16 protein-coding genes are annotated in these 19802 nt (G+C 30.7%); 11 read left to right on the top strand and 5 right to left on the bottom strand.

Annotation, left to right across the window (positions count from 1 at the left end):
* The 11 genes from Q4A58_RS04365 to glyA form a co-directional block, all read left to right on the top strand.
* A partial coding sequence (locus Q4A58_RS04365; RefSeq protein WP_303116847.1) for a YadA-like family protein occupies positions 1–1286 on the top strand: 1286 nt, incomplete at its 5' end.
* Positions 1287–1591: 305 nt separating this feature from the next.
* Positions 1592–2086 (top strand): hypothetical protein, encoded by a 495-nt coding sequence (locus Q4A58_RS04370; protein WP_303116849.1) that lies wholly within the window; start codon positions 1592–1594, stop codon positions 2084–2086.
* Positions 2087–2156: 70 nt separating this feature from the next.
* A complete protein-coding gene (locus tag Q4A58_RS04375; RefSeq protein ID WP_303116850.1) occupies positions 2157–3212 on the top strand; it encodes an ABC transporter substrate-binding protein in 1056 nt (351 codons plus the stop codon).
* Between the two features lie 29 nt (positions 3213–3241).
* Positions 3242–4924 (top strand): iron ABC transporter permease, encoded by a 1683-nt coding sequence (locus Q4A58_RS04380; protein ID WP_303116852.1) that lies wholly within the window; start codon positions 3242–3244, stop codon positions 4922–4924.
* 15 nt (positions 4925–4939) lie between these two features.
* Positions 4940–6010, top strand: coding sequence for an ABC transporter ATP-binding protein (locus Q4A58_RS04385; RefSeq protein ID WP_303116853.1), 1071 nt, complete (start codon positions 4940–4942; stop codon positions 6008–6010).
* Between the two features lie 150 nt (positions 6011–6160).
* The gene (gene gatC / locus Q4A58_RS04390; RefSeq protein ID WP_303116854.1) at positions 6161–6451 is read left to right on the top strand and encodes an Asp-tRNA(Asn)/Glu-tRNA(Gln) amidotransferase subunit GatC; all 291 of its coding nucleotides are present in this window, start codon (positions 6161–6163) and stop codon (positions 6449–6451) included.
* An 8-nt stretch (positions 6452–6459) separates the two neighbouring features.
* A complete protein-coding gene (gene gatA / locus Q4A58_RS04395; RefSeq protein WP_303116855.1) occupies positions 6460–7917 on the top strand; it encodes an Asp-tRNA(Asn)/Glu-tRNA(Gln) amidotransferase subunit GatA in 1458 nt (485 codons plus the stop codon).
* Positions 7918–7938: 21 nt separating this feature from the next.
* Complete coding sequence (gatB, locus tag Q4A58_RS04400) at positions 7939–9384, top strand: Asp-tRNA(Asn)/Glu-tRNA(Gln) amidotransferase subunit GatB (protein ID WP_303116856.1); 1446 nt, start codon at positions 7939–7941, stop codon at positions 9382–9384.
* A gap of 251 nt (positions 9385–9635) precedes the next feature.
* On the top strand, positions 9636–11828 hold the full coding sequence (gene nrdD / locus Q4A58_RS04405; RefSeq protein ID WP_303116857.1) for an anaerobic ribonucleoside-triphosphate reductase: 2193 nt from the start codon (positions 9636–9638) through the stop codon (positions 11826–11828).
* A gap of 4 nt (positions 11829–11832) precedes the next feature.
* Positions 11833–12342, top strand: coding sequence for an anaerobic ribonucleoside-triphosphate reductase activating protein (nrdG, locus tag Q4A58_RS04410; RefSeq protein WP_303116858.1), 510 nt, complete (start codon positions 11833–11835; stop codon positions 12340–12342).
* 142 nt (positions 12343–12484) lie between these two features.
* Positions 12485–13723 (top strand): serine hydroxymethyltransferase, encoded by a 1239-nt coding sequence (glyA, locus tag Q4A58_RS04415; RefSeq protein WP_303116882.1) that lies wholly within the window; start codon positions 12485–12487, stop codon positions 13721–13723.
* A gap of 88 nt (positions 13724–13811) precedes the next feature.
* Here the strand turns inward: glyA and Q4A58_RS04420 are convergent, their stop codons facing one another.
* From Q4A58_RS04420 to Q4A58_RS04440, 5 genes are read right to left on the bottom strand one after another with little or no spacing between them, the layout of a single operon-like run.
* The gene (locus Q4A58_RS04420; RefSeq protein ID WP_303116859.1) at positions 13812–15032 is read right to left on the bottom strand and encodes an L-serine ammonia-lyase; all 1221 of its coding nucleotides are present in this window, start codon (positions 15030–15032) and stop codon (positions 13812–13814) included.
* A gap of 46 nt (positions 15033–15078) precedes the next feature.
* Entirely contained in the window at positions 15079–15552 is a 474-nt protein-coding gene (locus Q4A58_RS04425) for a thioredoxin family protein (RefSeq protein WP_303116861.1), read from the bottom strand.
* A 1-nt stretch (position 15553) separates the two neighbouring features.
* Positions 15554–16138, bottom strand: a complete 585-nt coding sequence (gene ruvA / locus Q4A58_RS04430) for a Holliday junction branch migration protein RuvA (RefSeq protein WP_303116863.1) — start codon at positions 16136–16138, stop codon at positions 15554–15556.
* A gap of 17 nt (positions 16139–16155) precedes the next feature.
* Positions 16156–18987 (bottom strand): excinuclease ABC subunit UvrA, encoded by a 2832-nt coding sequence (gene uvrA, locus Q4A58_RS04435; RefSeq protein WP_303116865.1) that lies wholly within the window; start codon positions 18985–18987, stop codon positions 16156–16158.
* A gap of 49 nt (positions 18988–19036) precedes the next feature.
* On the bottom strand, positions 19037–19783 hold the full coding sequence (locus tag Q4A58_RS04440; protein ID WP_303116867.1) for a DNA alkylation repair protein: 747 nt from the start codon (positions 19781–19783) through the stop codon (positions 19037–19039).
* Positions 19784–19802: the final 19 nt, after the last annotated feature.

The raw sequence follows: 19802 nt of genomic DNA on the forward strand, positions 1-19802 counted from the left end.
TAGAAGGAGATAATTCTTGGGCTATAGGTTCATATAATAAAATAGCAGCAGGCTCAAATAATAATCATATATTAGGAAATAATGTAAGCATAGGAACTTCTAGCGAAACAATAATTGATTCAGTAGTATTGGGAAATGAATCAACAGTAGAGGAAAGCCAAGTGGTATCTGTTGGGTCTGATACTAAGAGAAGAAAGATAGTTCATTTAGCAGCAGGAACAAATGATACAGACGCAGTCAATAAAAAGCAAATGGAAGATGCAATAGCAGCGGCTTCACTTGGTGGAGGAGTTGTTGATGCCTATACTAAGGCACAGACAGATGCTAAGCTAAATGTAAAAGCTGCAAAAGACGGAAGCAATCTATCAGCAACAGATATAACGGCATGGAAGGCTAAGCTTGCAGTTGCAACAGTTAGCGGAATAGCAAACACAGCAACAGGCACAAACAGTACAGGTCTTGGTAACGGCAATGTAGTAACAGGAAATGAATCAACAGCAGTCGGATATAAAAACCAAGTAAGCGGAAATAATTCAGGAGCTTTTGGAGATCCGAATATAGTAACAGGTAATCGTTCATATGCCTTCGGTAATGATAATACAATAGCGGGCGATGATAATTTTGTAATGGGTTCTAATGTAACTATAGCAGCAGGAATAACAAATTCAGTAGCACTTGGAAATAATTCGGCAGTTACATCTTCTAATGAGGTGTCAGTCGGTTCTGCAACTTTAAAAAGAAAGATAACTAATGTTGCAGATGGAGAATTGTCAGCTACATCAACAGACGCGGTAACAGGAAGACAACTTTATAATGTAATGCAAAACTCAGGAACTGTGGGAATACAAAATTTAAGAAAAGAAGTAAGAGATGCTAAAGATGAAATGAGAGGAATAGGCTCACTTTCAGCAGCACTATCTGCTCTACATCCTATGCAATATGATCCGCAAGCGCCAAATCAAATAATGGCAGGAGTGGGTACATATAGAAATAAGCATGCCATAGCAGTAGGACTGACACATTACTTTAAGGAAAATGTAATGATGACGGCAGGAGTAGCTCTTAGCAATGAGAGAAAGACAAATGCAATGGCAAATGTAGGTTTAACTTGGAAGCTAGGTAAGGGTGGAAGTACATCAGCGACTAATACACCTAGTTATATAATGCAAGAGGAAATGAGAAGACTTACAAGAGAAAATAATCAGCTGAAGGCTCAAGTTAATTCACAAGCTTTAGAACTTAAGGAAATAAAAGAACAATTAAAGTTTTTATTAGAGAAAAAATAATTTTAGTATGGGAGAAATTTTCTCCCATATTTTTATAAATATGCCCTACTTTTCCAATCGTTTGCTCTAAATGTATAAAGTATAAAGATTTATATAAAATTGATATAAGCTTTGCGACTTAAAGTTTTTTCTGATTAAGAAAATTTCAGTGCATAAAAGGCTTTTTGTTACTTTTTCGCCTTTTGAAAAAGTAAGATATATTTATAAAAAAAACAAAATTTTATTATAAATTTTAATATAAGGGAGGTATAATATTCACATAATCCTATTAAAAATAAAATTAAAAAATTATTAGGAGGTATAATATGAATACAAAGAATGTAATTTTTGAAATTTTAAGAAATAAAATAGGAGAGTATGCAAGTGCAAAAAAACTTCAAGAAAATTTAGGTTTAAGTTTAACTTTAATTTATATGTTAGTTAAAAATGAAAATATAAAATCAAGATTTAAGTATGGAAGAAAGGAATATGAACTTTCTTCTTTTTTAAATAGCTTAAATTTTAGCACCAATATGTATCCAATATCAAATCCTCTTACACAAGAGGATTTTTATATTAATAATTTTTTTAACTGGTCGCCTAAAAATGAAATAGAAACATTTTTAGAAAATATGCTTTTGGATAACTTAGGTGAGTTCTGCTCCACAAAGGATTTAGTTCAAATGTTTGGCATAAGCAAGACAAGCTGGTATGACTTAATGGAAAGAGGAGCTATAATGTGCTTAAATATAGAGAGCAGAAAAATTGTTGTAACTCGTTCACTGCTTCCATTTTTAAGAGAATCTATGCAAGAAATTTGAAATATTATAAATTGACTTTTAATATTATTTGTGTTATTTATAAATTATAATACTAAATTGGAGGGATATTATGAAAAAGAAAATTTTAGGACTTATGTTATCTGTAATGGTATTATTTTTAGTTGCATGTGGTGGAAATAAAGAAAAAACATCAGAGCCAAGCAACTCTGGAAACGCAGAAATAACAGGGAAAATAGTGATTTATACTTCTATGTATGAGGACATAATAGACAATGTTAGTGAAAAATTGAAAAAAGAATTTCCTAATTTAGAAGTAGAATTTTTCCAAGGTGGAACAGGGACTTTACAATCTAAAATTATAGCTGAATTACAAGCTAATAAATTAGGCTGTGATATGTTAATGGTTGCAGAACCTTCTTATTCACTGGAATTAAAAGAAAAAGGAATCTTGCATGCATATATTTCTAAAAATGCTGAAAATATAGCTTTGGACTACGATAAAGAAGGTTATTGGTATCCTGTGCGTCTTTTAAATATGATTTTGGCATATAATCCTGAAAAATATAAAAAGGAAGATTTAGCATTGACATTTGCTGACTTTTCTAAAAAAGAAAATTTAAAAGGAAAAATCTCTATTCCTGATCCATTAAAATCTGGAACTGCTTTAGCTGCTGTATCAGCACTAACTGATAAATATGGAGAAGAATATTTTAAAGATTTGGCTAATCAAAAGGTTGTTGTTGAATCAGGTTCAGTTGCAGTTACAAAATTAGAAACTGGAGAGGCTGCTCAAATTATGATACTTGAAGAATCTATATTAAAGAAAAGAGAAGAAGAAAATTCTAGTTTGGAAGTAATCTATCCTGAAGATGGAATAATTTCAATTCCAAGCACTATAATGACAGTTAAAGAAGAAATGTCAGCTAATAAAAATACTAAGGCAGCAGAACTATTAACAGATTGGTTTTTATCTCCAGTAGGTCAAGAAGCAATAGTTCAAGGTTGGATGCATTCAGTGTTAAAAAATCCTGAAAAAATGCCTTTTGATGCTAAAGCGACAGCTGATATATTAAAACAAGCTATGCCAGTTGATTGGCAAAAAACATATCACGATAGAGAAAGCTTAAGAAAGAGTTTTGAAACAAACATAACAAAGGCAAAATAATAAAAACTTAGACTTAGAAAAGGGGAAATATGGGTAATCAGAAAAAGTTTAGGCTTGATATTAAATGGATAGTTATTTTAACTATAGTAGCTTTTCTTTTGATATTTGAGGTTCTTCCATTATTTTATCTGTTGATAAAATCATTACTTCCAGGAGGGAAATTTTCTTGGGAAGCTTACCAAAGAGTTTACACTTATGATTTAAACTGGATAGCATTAAAAAATACTATGATAACTGCTAGTTTTACAACAATATTGGGTGTGGCAATAGCCTTTCCCCTAGCATTCTTAGTGGGAAGAACAAATATATATGGTAAAAAATTTTTTAGAACACTGTTTGTAGTTACTTATATGGTACCACCGTATGTAGGAGCTATGGCTTGGTTAAGACTTTTAAATCCTAATGCGGGGGTTTTGAATAAATTTTTAATGAATTTATTTAATTTAAGTTCAGCACCTTTTAATATTTATACTACTTCAGGCATAATATGGGTTTTAACTTGCTTTTTTTATCCCTATGCTTTTATAACTATTTCAAGGGCAATGGAAAAAATGGATCCATCACTAGAAGAAGCCTCAAAAATATCAGGAGCTTCTCCATTAAAAACGCTTTTAACAGTAACAATTCCGATGATGACACCTAGTATAATTGCTGCTGGTTTACTAGTATTTGTTGCTTCAGCATCTTCTTATGGTATACCTTCCATTATAGGTGCACCAGGACAAATTTATACAGTAACAATGAGAATAATAGATTTTGTGCATATAGGTTCAGAAGAGGGGCTTACAGATGCAGTTACTTTGGCTGTATTTTTGATGATAGTATCAAATATAATTTTATATATTTCAACATTTGTTCTTGGTAAAAAACAGTATATTACAATGAGTGGAAAATCTACTAGACCTAATATTGTTGAGCTGGGAAAATGGAGATTGCCATTTACGATAGCTCTTTCAATTTTTTCATTTATTGTAATAATATTACCTTTTGTTACAGTTGCACTAACATCATTTACAGTAAATATGGGGAAACCTTTAACTATTTCAAATTTATCATTGAAGGCTTGGGAAAAAGTTTTTTCAAGAGCTTCAATTATAAGTTCAACTACAAATAGTTTTATAACTGCTGGTATTGCAGCATTTTTTGGAATTTTAATATCTTGTGCAATGGCTTATTTATTGCAGAGAACTAATGTGAAAGGAAAAAGAATCCCTGACTTTTTAATAACTTTAGGTTCAGGAACTCCTAGTGTAACAATAGCTTTAGCACTCATAATTTCAATGAGTGGGAAATTTGGAATAAATATTTATAACACACTTACAATAATGGTTATAGCCTATATGATTAAATATATGTTGATGGGAATGAGAACTGTAGTTTCAGCGATGAGTCAAGTCCATCCTTCACTTGAGGAGGCAGCTCAGATTTCGGGAGCTAATTGGCTTCGTATGTTAAAAGATGTAACATTACCATTAATTGGTGCAAGTATTGTAGCGGGAATATTTTTGATATTTATGCCATCATTCTATGAGTTGACTATGTCGACACTACTTTATTCATCAAATACTAAGACCATTGGATATGAACTTTATATCTATCAAACTTATCATAGTCAACAGGTTGCCAGTGCATTAGCGACAGCTATTTTATTATTTGTTGTATTAGTTAATTATATTTTAAATAAATTAACTAAGGGACAATTTTCAATATAGAATGGGAGGAAAAATATGTCTTCAGTAACAATAAAAGGAGTAACAAAATCTTTTGGTAATGTAAAAGTTTTGCAGGAATTTAATCAAAAATTTGAAGATGGAGAATTTATAACTCTGTTAGGACCATCTGGCTGTGGAAAAACAACCATGCTTAGACTTATAGCTGGTTTTGAAAAACCAAGCAGTGGTGAAATTTATATAGGGGATAAATTAGTATCAAGTGATAAGGACTTTGTGCCACCTGAAAAAAGAGGAATAGGAATGGTATTTCAATCCTATGCTGTTTGGCCACATATGAATGTTTTTGATAATATAGCTTATCCATTAAAAATTCAAAAGCTTGCTAAAGATGAAATAGAAAAAAGAGTTTTAGAAGTTTTAAAAATAGTACATTTGGAACAATATCGTGATAGATTTCCATCAGAGCTATCAGGAGGTCAGCAGCAAAGAGTTGCCCTAGGTAGAGCTTTAGTAGCTCAACCAGAAATTCTTCTTTTAGATGAGCCTTTGTCAAATTTGGATGCGAAGCTAAGAGAAGAAATGAGATATGAAATAAAAGAAATAACAAAGAAGTTGAAAATTACTGTTATTTATGTAACTCATGATCAGATTGAAGCGATGACTATGAGTGATAGAATTGTTCTTATAAATAAAGGAGAGGTACAGCAGGTTGCAAGTCCTCAAGATATATATTCTAAGCCTAGTAATATGTTTGTTGCAAACTTTGTTGGAAAAGTTGACTTCTTTAAAGGAAGGGTTGAAAATGATAGAATTTTATTAAATAATGGAAATGGACAATCACTGGCTAATACAAGTAAGTTTAAAGGAAATGTGGTTGTTGCAATCAGACCTGAGAATGCAATTCTTGCAGAAGATGGAGAGATCGTGGGAAGAGTTTTTTCTAAATTCTATTTGGGAGATTCTAATGACCTGAGAGTCGAAATAGGAAAGGGCAATATATTGAGAGTTATTGCAAGAGCTTCTACTTATAATACATTAAAAGAAGGTGATGAAGTAAGAATTAAAATTTTAGATTACTTTGTTTTTGAAGATGATGGAAGAGATCAAACAAAAATTATAACATAAAACTTAGAGGAACTGTTAAGCAATTTGCTGTTAGGTTTATATTTATAAACTTAATGATTTTAACAGTTCCTTTTCTTTTAAAACTAGACAATGAATGAAACATAATGTAAAATATATAAGATAATAAATTTTTGAAGGGGGCTATAAAAAATGGCTTTAACAAGAGAAGAAGTTTTAAAAATAGCAAAATTATCAAAGCTAGAATTTAAAGAAGAGGAAATTGAAAAATTTCAAATTGAATTAAATGATATTTTAAAATATATTGATATATTGAATGAAGTTGATACAGAAAATACAGAACCTTTGATGTATATTAATTCTGATGTAAATAATTTTAGAGAAAAAGAAAACTTATCTTCTTTAAAGTTAGAAAAGGTCTTATTGAACGCACCTGAAAGTGCAGAAAATGCAATAGTAGTTCCTAAGGTAGTTGGGGAGTAGTGATTAAGATGAAACAGACATATAAATTATCAGCAAGTGAGATAAGAAATAAATTTATTTCAGGTGAGTTATCAGCAAGCGAGATAGTCAATTCTATTTTTGAGAGAATAGAGAAAGTTGAAAATAAAGTTAATAGCTTTGTGAGTTTAAGAAAGGAAAGAGCATTACTAGAAGCTCAATCACTAGATGAAAAAAGAAAAAATGGCGAAAAATTAGGAGCACTTGCAGGGGTTCCAGTTGCTATAAAAGATAATATGCTTATGAATGGTGAAGGAAGCACAGCCTGCTCTAAAATATTGGAAGGCTATGTTGGAATATACGATGCAACGGTTGTAAAAAAGTTAAAAGAAGCTGGAGCTATAATAATAGGCTCTACAAATATGGATGAATTTGCAATGGGCTCGACTACTAAGAGCTCTGTACATAAAATGACAGCTAATCCATGGGATCTAGAAAGAGTTCCCGGAGGAAGTAGTGGTGGTGGAGCAGCAGCGGTTGCAGCACAAGAAGTTCCTTTATCACTTGGTTCGGATACAGGAGGTAGTATAAGGCAACCAGCAGCATTTTGTGGTATAGTTGGTTTAAAACCAACTTATGGTAGAGTTTCAAGATATGGGCTGATGGCATTTGCTTCATCTCTTGATCAAATAGGACCCTTCGCAAAGTCTGTAGAAGATATTGCACTTTCAATGAATGTTCTAGCTGGAGCAGATGATTTTGATGCTACTGTAAGCAAAAGAGAAGTTGAAGACTATACTCAGGTTTTAAATCAAGATATTAAAGGTATTAAAATTGGTCTACCAAAAGAATATTTTATAGAAGGCTTAAATCAAGATATAAAATTAATGGTTGATAAAACTGTTGAAAATTTAAAAGAGTTGGGAGCTGAAATTGTAGAAGTATCCTTACCTCACACTAGATACGCTGTTCCAACTTATTATGTTTTAGCTCCAGCAGAAGCAAGTTCAAATCTTGCAAGATTTGACGGAATAAGATATGGATATAGGGCAAAAAATTATGATAACCTTGAAAATTTATATGTTAAAACAAGAAGTGAAGGTTTTGGTGCTGAGGTAAAAAGAAGAATAATGATAGGGACCTATGTCTTAAGTGCAGGTTTCTATGATGCTTATTTTAAGAAAGCACAAAAAGTTAGAGCTAAAATTAAGCAAGACTTTGATAATGTTTTTAAAGAAGTAGATTTAATATTAAGTCCTGTATCTCCGACGGTAGCCTTTAAGTTATCAGATGTTAAGACGCCGCTTGAGTTATATTTAGAGGATATATTTACAATACCAGCAAATTTAGCAGGGATACCAGCAATTTCCTTGCCTGTGGGATTAATCAATAAATTACCTGTGGGTATGCAATTTTTAGCTAAGGCTTTTGATGAGGCAACTCTTATAAAAGTGGCTTCTGCCTTGGAGAAAAAAATTGGGAAATTAGAATTACCTAATTTAGAATAATTTTAACAAGGAGAAAATGAAATGATAAAAGAATGGGAATCAGTTATAGGGCTTGAAGTTCATTTGCAATTAAAAACAGGGACAAAAGTTTGGTGTGGATGTAGTTCTGAATATGATGAACAGGGAATAAATCTGCATAGTTGCCCTATATGTTTAGGTCATCCGGGGACGCTACCAAAACTTAATAAAAAAGTTGTAAATTATGCATTGAAGGCAGCACTTGCACTTAACTGTGAAATAAATAAAGAGAGTGGTTTTGATAGAAAAAATTATTTTTATCCAGATGCTCCTAAAAACTATCAAATAACTCAATTTGAAAAATCCTATGCAGGAAAAGGTTATATAGAGTTTAAACTAAATTCTGGAAGAGAAGTTAAAGTGGGAATAACTAAAATACAGATAGAAGAAGATACAGCAAAAGCGATCCATGGAAAAAATGAGTCCTATTTAAATTTTAACAGGGCATCTATTCCTCTGATAGAGATTATATCTGAGCCTGATATGAGAACTTCAGAGGAGGCATACGAATATTTAAATACATTGAAGAACATTATTAAATATACAGGTATTAGCGATGTATCAATGGAATTAGGCTCGCTTAGATGTGATGCAAATATATCTGTTATGGAAAAAGGATCAAAAATTTTTGGTACTAGAGTTGAGGTTAAAAATTTAAATTCTTTTAAAGCTGTTGCAAGAGCTATAGACTATGAGGTTGGAAGGCAGATAGAGCTTATTCAAAATGGAGGAAAAGTAGAGCAGGAAACAAGGCTTTGGGATGAAGAAAATCAAATTACAAGACTTATGAGGTCTAAGGAAGAGGCAATGGATTATAGGTATTTTCATGAACCTGACCTTCTTAAGTTAGTAATAAGTGATGAAGATATAGAAAGCATAAAAAAAGATATGCCTGAAACAAGAGCTGTAAAAGTAGAAAGATTTAGTAAGAATTATGGAATAGAAGAAAAGGAAGCACTTATTTTAACAGAAGACATAGAACTTTCAGAGTATTTTGAAGAAGTTGTTATAAAATCTGAAAACCCAAAAACTAGTGCTAACTGGATTTTAACTGAAGTTTTAAGGGTTTTAAAAAATAAAAATATTACAATAGAAAAATTTTCAATTTCTGCAGATAATTTAGCCAAGATTATAAAACTTATAGATAGCAAGATAATTTCTTCAAAAATTGCAAAAGATTTATTTGAAATTGCTTTAGAGGATTCAAGAGATCCCGAAATAATTGTTAAGGAAAAATCTATGGCACAGGTTTCTGATAGTTCTGAGATTGAAAAAATGGTAGACGAAGTTTTAGCAGCTAATCAAAAAATGATAGAAGATTATAAAAATGCTGATGAGGGAAGAAAGCCAAGAGTTTTAAAGGGAATAGTTGGTCAGGTTATGAAGCTTTCTAAGGGAAAAGCTAACCCTGAATTAGTAAATGAGTTAATAATAAATAAAATTTCTTAGTAATTAAGAGAAAATTAAACAATATTTCTTGAATAGCACAATATACTATATATTGTGTTATTTTATTTTTTATACAACAATATATTGTATTTTACAGAAAAAAGTGCTATAATGAATTTACACTTTTAAAGTTTTTTTGGTTAAAGTTTTGAAATGGAAAAAATTTTTCAAAAATAAACAAAAAAATTAAAATTAAAAGAAAATTAATTTTTTGTTAAGAAAAAAATATAGTTTAAATGAATGGAGGCAAAATGAAAAAAGTTATTAAAAGAGATGGAACGGTTGTGGATTTTGATAAAAATAGAATTATAAAAGCTATTACTATGGCATTTGAAAAGCACTCAGATCATATAAATAAAGACTTAATAGAAAAAATTGCCTCCCAAATAGAAAATATAGAGGAGAAAATTTTATCAGTAGAAGAAATTCAGGATATAGTTGTAAAGAAGTTAATGGCATCTTCTGAAAAAGATATTGCTATGGCATATCAAAGTTATAGAGCTTTAAAAGCTGAAATAAGGGAAAAAGAAAAGAGCATATATAAGCAGATAGCTGAGCTTGTTGATGCTTCTGATGAAAAATTACTTTCAGAAAATGCAAATAAAGATTCTAAGACAATATCAGTACAAAGAGATTTACTAGCTGGAATTTCATCAAGAGACTATTATTTAAATAAAATAGTTCCAAATCATATAAAGACAGCTCATATTAAGGGAGAAATTCATTTGCATGATCTAGATTACTTGCTTTTTAGAGAAACTAACTGTGAACTTGTGGATATAGAAGTTATGCTTAAAGGCGGTTGCAATATAGGAAATGCAAAAATGCTTGAGCCAAATTCAGTAGATGTGGCTGTTGGTCATATTGTACAGATTATAGCTTCTGTTTCTTCTAATACTTATGGAGGTTGCTCAATACCATATTTGGATAGGGCTCTTGTGCCTTATATTAAGAAAACATTTAAAAAGCATTTTTTAAAAGGTTTAAAATATATTGAGCAATTAAGTGATGAAGAAATTGAAAAAATAAAAAATAAATATGAAAATATCGAGAAATCAAATGAAGAATTAGAAAAAAAATATCCTAGAACTTTTATTTATTCTATGGATATGACAGAAGAATCTGTAAAACAAGCAATGCAAGGTTTAGAGTATGAGATAAATTCCCTATCTACAGTTAATGGGCAAACTCCTTTTACAACAGTGGGAATAGGGACAGAAACTTCTTGGGAAGGAAGAATGGTTCAGTTCTATGTGCTTAAAACTAGAATGGCAGGTTTTGGTGCAAAAAAAGAGACAGCAATTTTCCCTAAAATAGTTTATGCTATGAATGAAGGTTTAAATTTAAATCCAGAAGATCCTAACTGGGATGTATCTCAACTAGCTTTTGAATGTATGACAAAATCTATATATCCAGACATTTTATTTGTAAGTGATGAGCAGATTAAAAATGGTACAGTTGTTTATCCAATGGGCTGCAGAGCTTTTTTAAGTCCTTGGTTTGATAAGGATGGAAAGGAAAAATATTCAGGAAGATTTAATTTTGGAGCAACAACAATAAATCTTCCAAGAATAGCTATAAAAAATAAAGGAGATGAAAAGGGCTTCTATAAAGAACTGGATAGAGTTCTAGAAATATGTAAAGATAATTGTCTGTTTAGAGCTAGATATTTAGAAAAAACTACAGCAGAAGTGGCACCTATTTTGTGGATGTCTGGTGCCTTAGCACAGAAACAAGCTAAGGAGACAATAGCTGATTTAATATGGGGAGGTTATGCAACTGTTTCCATAGGTTATATAGGTCTTAGTGAAGTTTCTCAGTTATTATACGGTAAAGATTTCTCTGAATCTGAAGAAATTCATGAAAAGGCTTTTAATATACTAAAATATATGAAGGAGAAATTAGAAAAATATAAGGCTGAGTACAATCTAGGTTTTGCACTATATGGCACTCCTTCAGAGTCGCTTTGTGATAGATTTGCAAGAATAGATAGAGAAGAATTTGGAAATATAGAAGGTATAACTGATAAAGGCTACTATGACAATTCTTTTCATGTGTCTTCAAAGCTAAATATGAATCCATTTGAAAAACTAAAGCAGGAAGCACTGGGTCATAAATATTCAAGTGGAGGTCATATAAGCTATATAGAAACGGATTCATTAACAAAAAATATAGATGCTATTCCAGATATATTAAGATATGCCAGAATGATAGGAATACATTATATGGGTATTAACCAACCTGTTGATAAATGTCATATTTGTGGTTTTAAGGGAGAATTTACAGCAACAAAAGAAGGGTTCACATGTCCACAATGTGGAAATTATGATGGAAATCAAATGAGTGTAATAAGGAGAGTATGCGGCTATCTATCTCAACCTAATTCAAGGCCTTTTAATAAGGGGAAACAGAAGGAAATAATGAGTAGAGTAAAGCATAATTAGAAAAATGAATTATTCAGGAATTAAATATGCGGATATGATAAATGGAATAGGTATAAGAGTAAGTCTTTTTGTAAGTGGTTGTAATCACGCTTGTAAGGATTGTTTTAATGCTGAAACATGGAATCCTAAATACGGGGAAGAATTTACTGTAAAGCAAGAAGATGAAATTATAGAGTTTTTTAAAAAATATGGAAAAACTATAAAGGGTTTATCAATTTTAGGAGGAGATCCTACATATCCACAAAATATAGAGCCTTTAATCAAATTTTTAAAAAAGTTTAAAGCTGAACTGCCAGATAGAGATATTTGGATATGGTCTGGTTTTACTTGGGAAGAGATAATGCAAGATAAGAAAAAGAAAGAGCTAATTTCTCTCTGTGATGTTTTAATAGATGGAAGGTTCATAAGAGAGCTAAAAGATTTAAATTTAAAGTGGAGAGGTAGTTCAAATCAAAGAGTAGTAGATATAAAAAAGAGTTTAGCTTGTAAAGAGGTACAACTTTTAGAGTTTTAAAAGGGAATTTTTAATATATTTTAGAAAATAGCTTCAAAAAATGGAGCTATTTTTTATTTTTTAAAAAATAAAAGACAAAAGTATGAAAATTTGATATAATTCTTGAAAATTATTTAATAAAAGTAAAGAGGTGAATAATATGATAGAAAATTTAAAAAATGTAGACTTAGAAATTTATAATGCTATTATTTCTGAAAAGAGAAGACAGGAAGAAGGAATAGAGCTAATAGCTTCAGAAAATTTTGTTTCAAAAGCTGTAATGGAAGCAGCAGGCTCAGTTCTTACAAATAAGTATGCTGAAGGTTATGCAGGAAAAAGATATTATGGAGGCTGTGTCAATGTAGATATTGTTGAAAATTTGGCAGTGGAGAGATTGAAAAAACTTTTTGGAGCAAAATTTGCAAATGTCCAAGCACATTCAGGTTCACAGGCAAATATGGCAGTCTATGTGGCTCTGCTTGAGGCTGGAGAAAAAATATTAGGTATGAGTTTGAATGCAGGAGGACATTTAACACACGGTTATAAAATTAATTTTTCTGGAAAAAATTATATAGGTTTGGAATATGGTTTAAGTATAGAAACAGAGAGAATAGATTTTGAAGAAATCAGAAAGATTGCTTTGGAGGAAAGACCTAAAATAATAGTTGCAGGAGCAAGTGCCTATTCAAGAATAATAGATTTTAAAAAATTTAGAGAGATAGCTGATGAGATAGGAGCATATTTAATGGTAGATATGGCACATATAGCAGGTTTAGTTGCGGCAGGGGAACATCCAAATCCTTTAGAGTATGCAGATGTAGTGACATCTACAACTCATAAAACTTTAAGAGGTCCTCGTGGTGGAGTTATTTTAACTAACGATGAGGAAATAGCAAAAAAGATTGACAGAACTATTTTTCCAGGAATACAAGGAGGACCTTTGATGCATATAATTGCAGCCAAAGCTGTAGCTTTTAAAGAGGCATTGAGTTCGGAATTTAAAGAATACCAAAGACAAGTTATAAAAAATGCTAAAGCTATGGCAGATGAATTGGTTAAATGTGGTTTAAGAATAGTCAGTGGAGGAACTGACAATCATTTAATGCTTGTTGATTTGAGAGCAAAGAAAGTCACAGGAAAATTAGCAGAAGAAATATTAGAAAAAGCTGGAATCACATGTAATAAAAATGCAATTCCAAATGATCCAGAAAAACCTTTTATAACTAGTGGAATAAGATTGGGAAGCCCTGCTATTACTGCAAGAGGTATGAAGGAAGAGGAAGCTAGGCAGATTGCAAGAATGATAGTAAAAGTTTTGGAAAATTTTAATGATGAAAAGAAAATCTTAGAAGTGAAATCAGAAGTTTTGGAACTGACAAAAAAATATCCTCTATATAATTAAAAATAAGGCTATTGCAAAGTTTATAAATGTTTGCTCGATATTTTATAACAATAACAAGCAATATAAATTTAATGCAATAGCCTTTTTATTATTTACTTAAAAGAATTTTTTCATAGTATTTTGCCAAACCTCCATCGGAAGTTTCTTTATATGCTGAACACATATCTTTTCCAGTTTCTTTCATTGTTTTTACAACTTCATCAAAACTTATAGTATGTGATCCATCAGTTGAAAGACAATAAGTAGCAGTATTTAGTGCTCTGACAGAACATATTGCATTTCTTTCAATACAAGGTATTATTACAAAGCCACCTACAGGGTCACAAGTCATACCTAGGTGATGTTCCATTGCACTTTCTGCAGCATATTCTATTTGATCTATATTGCCACCCATAAAATATGTTGCCATAGCTGCTCCCATGGAACAAGCTGAGCCAACTTCTGCCTGACAACCACCTTCAGCACCAGATATGGTAGCATTATGTTTTATAAGGTTTCCAATAATACCAGCTATTGCTAGACCTTTTAAAATTTCATCTTCCTTTAGTTCATATTCTTCTCTCATAGCTCTTAAAAGCCCTGGGATTACACCAGAAGCACCACAGGTAGGAGCAGTAACAACCTGCCCGATACTAGCATTTTCCTCGGAAACAGCAAGGGCATAGGCAAAAATCTTATTTGTAAGTAAAAGTGAAGCCCTTTTAGTTAAGGCTTTTTCGTACATTTCTTTAGCCTTTCTTGGATATTTTAAGGGACCAGGAAGTAAGCCTTCTCTATTTAAACCTCTTGTAACAGCCTCATCCATAGCATGATAAATTTTTTTCAAATGTTCCCATATTGAAGGATCTTCAAATTCATCTACATATTGCCAGAGTTCCTTATTGTTATCTTTACACCATTCCATAATATCTTTCATTGTGTTTAGAGGATAGACTTCAGTTTTGGGGCTTTTATCTAAAAGCTCATCCAAATCTTTAATGGTTCCTCCACCCACAGAGAATACAGTATATTCTCCTATATTTTTTTTATCTTTGTCAAAGGCAATAAATTTCATACCGTTAGTATGTAATTCATGAACAAAATTGGGCAGCCATTTTATTTCAACTTCCATGGGTTTGAAAGTTTCTACAATAATCCAGTCAGTGAAATGCCCTTTTCCAGTGGCAGATAAGCTCCCCCAAAGCTCGACAATAAAGCTATCAGCATTGGGAAATTTTTCTTTAGCTCTTCCTACAGCTCTTTGAGGACCAATTGTGTGCGAACTTGAAGGACCACAACCAATTTTAAATAACTCTTTTAAAGTATCCATTTTCCTTAACCCCTTTCTCAAAACAATAATTAATTTCTACTTTTTTCTACAAAATTTCTTCTAATATCTCATCAGTTTTTAAACCGTTAAAGTAATCAGTAGCATCTTTTCCTAAACCTGTTTCAGAATATTTTTTAGGAAATCCTATAAAAGATTTTTGGAAATTAAATTTCTCATCTAATATTAGGGCTGTTGGTACAACGAAATCATCCTCATCTATTTCTAAAAAGTCAGCTATTTCCATAAAACCTCGTCCCATAGTTATAAAAGATAAATTTATTTTTGGATTAAGTTCATTTATTTTTTTTACTGTGGCAACGAAAGCTCTGGCATAGGGACACCAAGTTTCAACACTTGCAACAATGTATAATTCTTTATTGACGCTTTTAATTCTCTTTATATTTTCATCTGAAAATTTTATATTTTTTTCTGTTTCGAAAAATTTTTCTCTTTCACCTTCACTTGCAATTTCTATAAAATTTTTTAAATTAAATCCATCGAAAAAAATTTCTTTTAACATCTTAAGCCTCCACTTTAATTTTCTTTAAAACTTCTTTTATTGCATCTTCTATTGAAGAAAATTTATCTAAATCTGTTTTTTGTAAAATTTTGTCAATATCTTTTTTAGCATAGCCCAAAGCTTCCAACGCTAAAATTAAATCATCTAATAGATATGAAGAAATTTTTGTTTCTCTTATTACATCTATATTTTTTAATTTTTTCTTCAAATCAAGTATAATGAGTTGAGCTTTTTTTTCACCAAGCTTGGGAACTTTTTTCAAATTTTCAACATCTTCAGAAATTATTAATTCCACAACTCTATTGTATGAAAAAGTAGATAGAATTGCCAAAGCTAAAGATAGACCTATTCCTTTAACATTTAGTAACATTTCAAACAGTTTTCTTTCTTTTTCCTCCAAAAATCCTATTAATTTATTAGCATCCTCTCTTATATAATTAAAAATAAATAGCTTATATTTTTCTCCAGCCATTAATTTTTCATATTCCCTAAGAGAAATATAAATTTTATAGCCTACACCATTTAAATCTAAGGCTATATATTCCAGTTTTTTATAGCTAACGGTACCATATAGATATTCAAACATTTTTACTCCTGTTATATTTATTTTTTCTTAAGAATTTTAGCTATATATTTTCCAGTATAACTTTTCTTAGTTTTTGCAATTTCTTCAGGTGTACCTGTCGCAACTATAGTTCCACCGTTTTCTCCACCATCAAGTCCTATATCTATAACATAATCAGCAGTTTTAATAACATCTAAGTTATGCTCTATAATGACAATGGTATTTCCTTTTTCAACTAAGCGATTTAAAACTTCTAATAACTTTTTTATATCTTGAAAATGTAGACCAGTTGTGGGTTCGTCCAAAATATATAGAGTTTTTCCACGACTTGATTTAGATAATTCTGTTGCAAGTTTTATTCTTTGAGCCTCTCCACCTGAAAGAGTTGTTGCAGGTTGTCCAAGCTTTATATAATCAAGTCCAACATCTATTAGAACTTTTAATTTCTTTTCTAGTGAAGGTATGTTTTTAAAAAATTCATAGGCTTCTAAAACGCTCATATTAAGTACATCATAGATATTTTTTCCCTTATAGTATACTTCTAGAGTTTCTTTGTTATATCTTCTGCCTTTACATACTTCACATTCTACATATACATCTGGTAAAAAATTCATTTCTATTTTTATTATTCCTGCACCTTGACAGGCTTCACATCTTCCACCTTTAACATTGAAGGAAAATCGTCCTTTTTGAAAACCATGGATTTTTGCATCTTGAGTGGAAGCAAAGATATCTCTTATATCATCAAATAATTTTGTATATGTTGCAGGATTGGATCTAGGTGTTCTTCCTATTGGAGTTTGATCAATATTTATAACTTTTTCTAGCTCTTCTATTCCTTCGATTTTTTTATATTCAAGTGGATATAATTTACCCTTGTTTAGTTTATTGAATAAAATAGGGTAAAGAGTTGAATTTATAAGTGTAGACTTCCCACTTCCACTAACTCCTGTAACAACTGTCATCACAGAAAGAGGAAATTCAACATCAATATTTTTTAAATTATTTCCACCTGCTCCAAATAATTTTATAGTTTTAGACCATTTTCTTCTTTTTTTTGGTACCTCAATTTTTTCCTTTCCACTTAAATATTGACCTGTCACTGAATTTTTATTCTTCATAATTTCTTTTGGTGATCCAAAGGCAACAATTTCTCCACCAAATTCGCCTGCTCCAGGACCTATGTCTAAAATTTTGTCGGCTTGTACCATGGTATCTTCATCATGTTCAACAACTATTAAAGTATTGCCTAGTTCTTTTAGTCTATTTAGAGTGGCGAGAAGTTTATCATTATCTTTTTGATGTAGTCCTATACTCGGCTCATCAAGTACATATAAAACTCCTGTAAGACCAGAACCTATTTGAGTGGCAAGTCTTATTCTTTGAGATTCTCCACCTGATAGAGTCTTTGTTTCACGGGAAAGAGTTAGATAATCTAAGCCAACATTAACCATAAAATTTAGTCTTTCTCTAATTTCTTTGAGAATTTCTTTAGCAATTTTTTCTTGTTTTTTACTTAGCTCTAAGTTCATAAAAAAATCTAAGGATTTTCTTATGCTCATATCACAGATTTCCATTATATTTTTATCATTCACAGTTACAGCCAGAACTTCATCTTTCAATCTTTTTCCATGACAAATTTTACAGATTTTTTCAATCATAAATTTATTTTCAATTTCTTCTTTTTGTGCTTCAGAAAAAGTTTCGTAATATCTTCTTTCTAAGTTTTTTACAGCACCTTCATATTCTCTCATACCATGAACAGAAAAGCCATCTCCATCATAGTCAACTCTAAATTGCTTTTCACTACCATAGAAAATAATATCTAAATCTCTTTTTGAAAGCTCATTGACTGGAATATGAATATCTATATTATGATGTTTTGCCATAATCTTGAAAACTTCCCAAGTGTAGCCTTTTCTATTTGCGGCACCTGGGATATATATGCCACCATCATTGATTGAAAGATTTTCATTTTCAATTAATTTGTTTTCATCAACTTCTAATTTTTTACCTAATCCTTTACATTCAGGGCAGGCACCATAAGGAGCATTAAAAGAAAATAATCTAGGATTTAGCTCTGGTATGCTCACTTCATCGTGTTCTGGACAGGAATAATTTTCACTATATAAAAAATCTTCCTCACCATTGTTTATAATTAATTTACCATTTGAGAGCTCAGTTGCAGTTTCAATTGATTGAGTAAGTCTGCTTATAAAGTCCTTTTCTTCTTTTTTTAGTATAAGTCTATCTATAACAACTTCAATATTATGTTTTTTATTTTTATCAAGCTCTATTTCATCCTCTAAATAAAGGATTTCTCCATTTATTCTTGCTCTGACAAATCCTTTTTTGAATAAATTTAAGAATATATTCTTATGACTTCCTTTTTTATCTTTTACAACTGGTGAAAGCAATACAAGCTTAGAGTTTTCTTCAAATTTTGAGATTACAGATTCAACAATTTCATCTACACTCTGCCTTTCAACTTTTCTATTGCAAATTGGACAGTGTGGAGTTCCTATATGAGCAAATAAAAGCCTTAGATAGTCATAGACCTCAGTTATAGTTCCAACAGTAGAACGAGGATTACGATTAGTTGTTTTTTGTTCAATTGAAATTGCAGGAGCCAGTCCTTCTATACTGTCGACTTCTGGTTTGTTCATTTGTCCTATGAATTGTCGTGCATAGGCAGATAAGCTTTCAACATATCTTCTCTGTCCTTCAGAATAAATGGTATCAAAGGCAAGAGAAGACTTTCCACTACCACTGACACCAGTTATTACAATAAATTCATTTTTAGGTAGTTCAAGATCAATATTTTTTAAATTATGTTGTCTTGCTCCCTTAATTGTTATTTTATTTATCATTTCTTAATTTGTCCTTTCAAAGTGTAGAAATAAATTTATGAAGTATATTTTATTTTCTTTTTAATGTTAATATATTTTCTTTATCTTCTTTAGTTATTCGTAGAGATTCTCTAATTTTTTGTATTGATTTATTAACAGTCCAATTATCAAGCTTACATCCTTTCAAAAAGCTATGTGTCTGTTCTTTAAATTTTATATAGCAAATAGATAAAAGCCAAGCTTTTGCCATTTTTACATAGTAATGTTCATTTTTTATATGTTCACAAATTCTAAAAATATCTTCTAAATATTTGTCCTCGACATAATATTCAAGAAGGCTCACTAAAATGAATCTAAGTTCCCAAGGATTTTCAGAATCAATTTTAGGTAAAAGAAAGTCATAGAAAGCGTCCTTATTTTTTCTTACAAATTTTGCAGAGCTTAAAGCACAATCACACAATGCCCAATTATCAATAAGGTGTATAACTTTATCAATTTTATCAAGCTTATCTTTAAAGTCTTCCTTTATTTCACAACAAACTATAGAATAAATAAGCTTCTCTTCAAAGTATAAAATCTTATTTTTTTTTAACATTTTTTCAAAAATTTTCAAATAATTTAAGTAATCACCTTTAACTATTTCTTTTGCTATTTTTCTAATTATAGGAACTCTAATACCTATTAGGGAATTTATGTCAATAGCTATTATTTTTGCATTAAATTCTCTATATTTTAAATCTTGTTCTTGAAATAAAAATTTTATAAATTTGGAATATTCTTCTTCATTTTTTATGTTTTTAAGAAAATTTTCTTCCATTTCTTAGCCTCCTTGAGAG

This window comes from Fusobacterium sp., from assembly GCF_030528405.1.
GTDB lineage: Bacteria > Fusobacteriota > Fusobacteriia > Fusobacteriales > Fusobacteriaceae > Fusobacterium.

What these genes read in the sequence shown, in the direction of transcription:
- Q4A58_RS04370 (WP_303116849.1), top strand. Translation starts at nt 1,592, where the DNA reads ATGAATACAAAGAATGTAATTTTTGAAATTTTAAGAAATAAAATAGGA.
- Q4A58_RS04375 (WP_303116850.1), top strand. Translation starts at nt 2,157, where the DNA reads ATGAAAAAGAAAATTTTAGGACTTATGTTATCTGTAATGGTATTATTT.
- Q4A58_RS04380 (WP_303116852.1), top strand. Translation starts at nt 3,242, where the DNA reads ATGGGTAATCAGAAAAAGTTTAGGCTTGATATTAAATGGATAGTTATT.
- Q4A58_RS04385 (WP_303116853.1), top strand. Translation starts at nt 4,940, where the DNA reads ATGTCTTCAGTAACAATAAAAGGAGTAACAAAATCTTTTGGTAATGTA.
- gatC (WP_303116854.1), top strand. Translation starts at nt 6,161, where the DNA reads ATGGCTTTAACAAGAGAAGAAGTTTTAAAAATAGCAAAATTATCAAAG.
- gatA (WP_303116855.1), top strand. Translation starts at nt 6,460, where the DNA reads ATGAAACAGACATATAAATTATCAGCAAGTGAGATAAGAAATAAATTT.
- gatB (WP_303116856.1), top strand. Translation starts at nt 7,939, where the DNA reads ATGATAAAAGAATGGGAATCAGTTATAGGGCTTGAAGTTCATTTGCAA.
- nrdD (WP_303116857.1), top strand. Translation starts at nt 9,636, where the DNA reads ATGAAAAAAGTTATTAAAAGAGATGGAACGGTTGTGGATTTTGATAAA.
- nrdG (WP_303116858.1), top strand. Translation starts at nt 11,833, where the DNA reads ATGAATTATTCAGGAATTAAATATGCGGATATGATAAATGGAATAGGT.
- Q4A58_RS04420 (WP_303116859.1), bottom strand. Translation starts at nt 15,032, where the DNA reads ATGGATACTTTAAAAGAGTTATTTAAAATTGGTTGTGGTCCTTCAAGT.
- Q4A58_RS04425 (WP_303116861.1), bottom strand. Translation starts at nt 15,552, where the DNA reads ATGTTAAAAGAAATTTTTTTCGATGGATTTAATTTAAAAAATTTTATA.
- ruvA (WP_303116863.1), bottom strand. Translation starts at nt 16,138, where the DNA reads ATGTTTGAATATCTATATGGTACCGTTAGCTATAAAAAACTGGAATAT.
- uvrA (WP_303116865.1), bottom strand. Translation starts at nt 18,987, where the DNA reads ATGATAAATAAAATAACAATTAAGGGAGCAAGACAACATAATTTAAAA.
- Q4A58_RS04440 (WP_303116867.1), bottom strand. Translation starts at nt 19,783, where the DNA reads ATGGAAGAAAATTTTCTTAAAAACATAAAAAATGAAGAAGAATATTCC.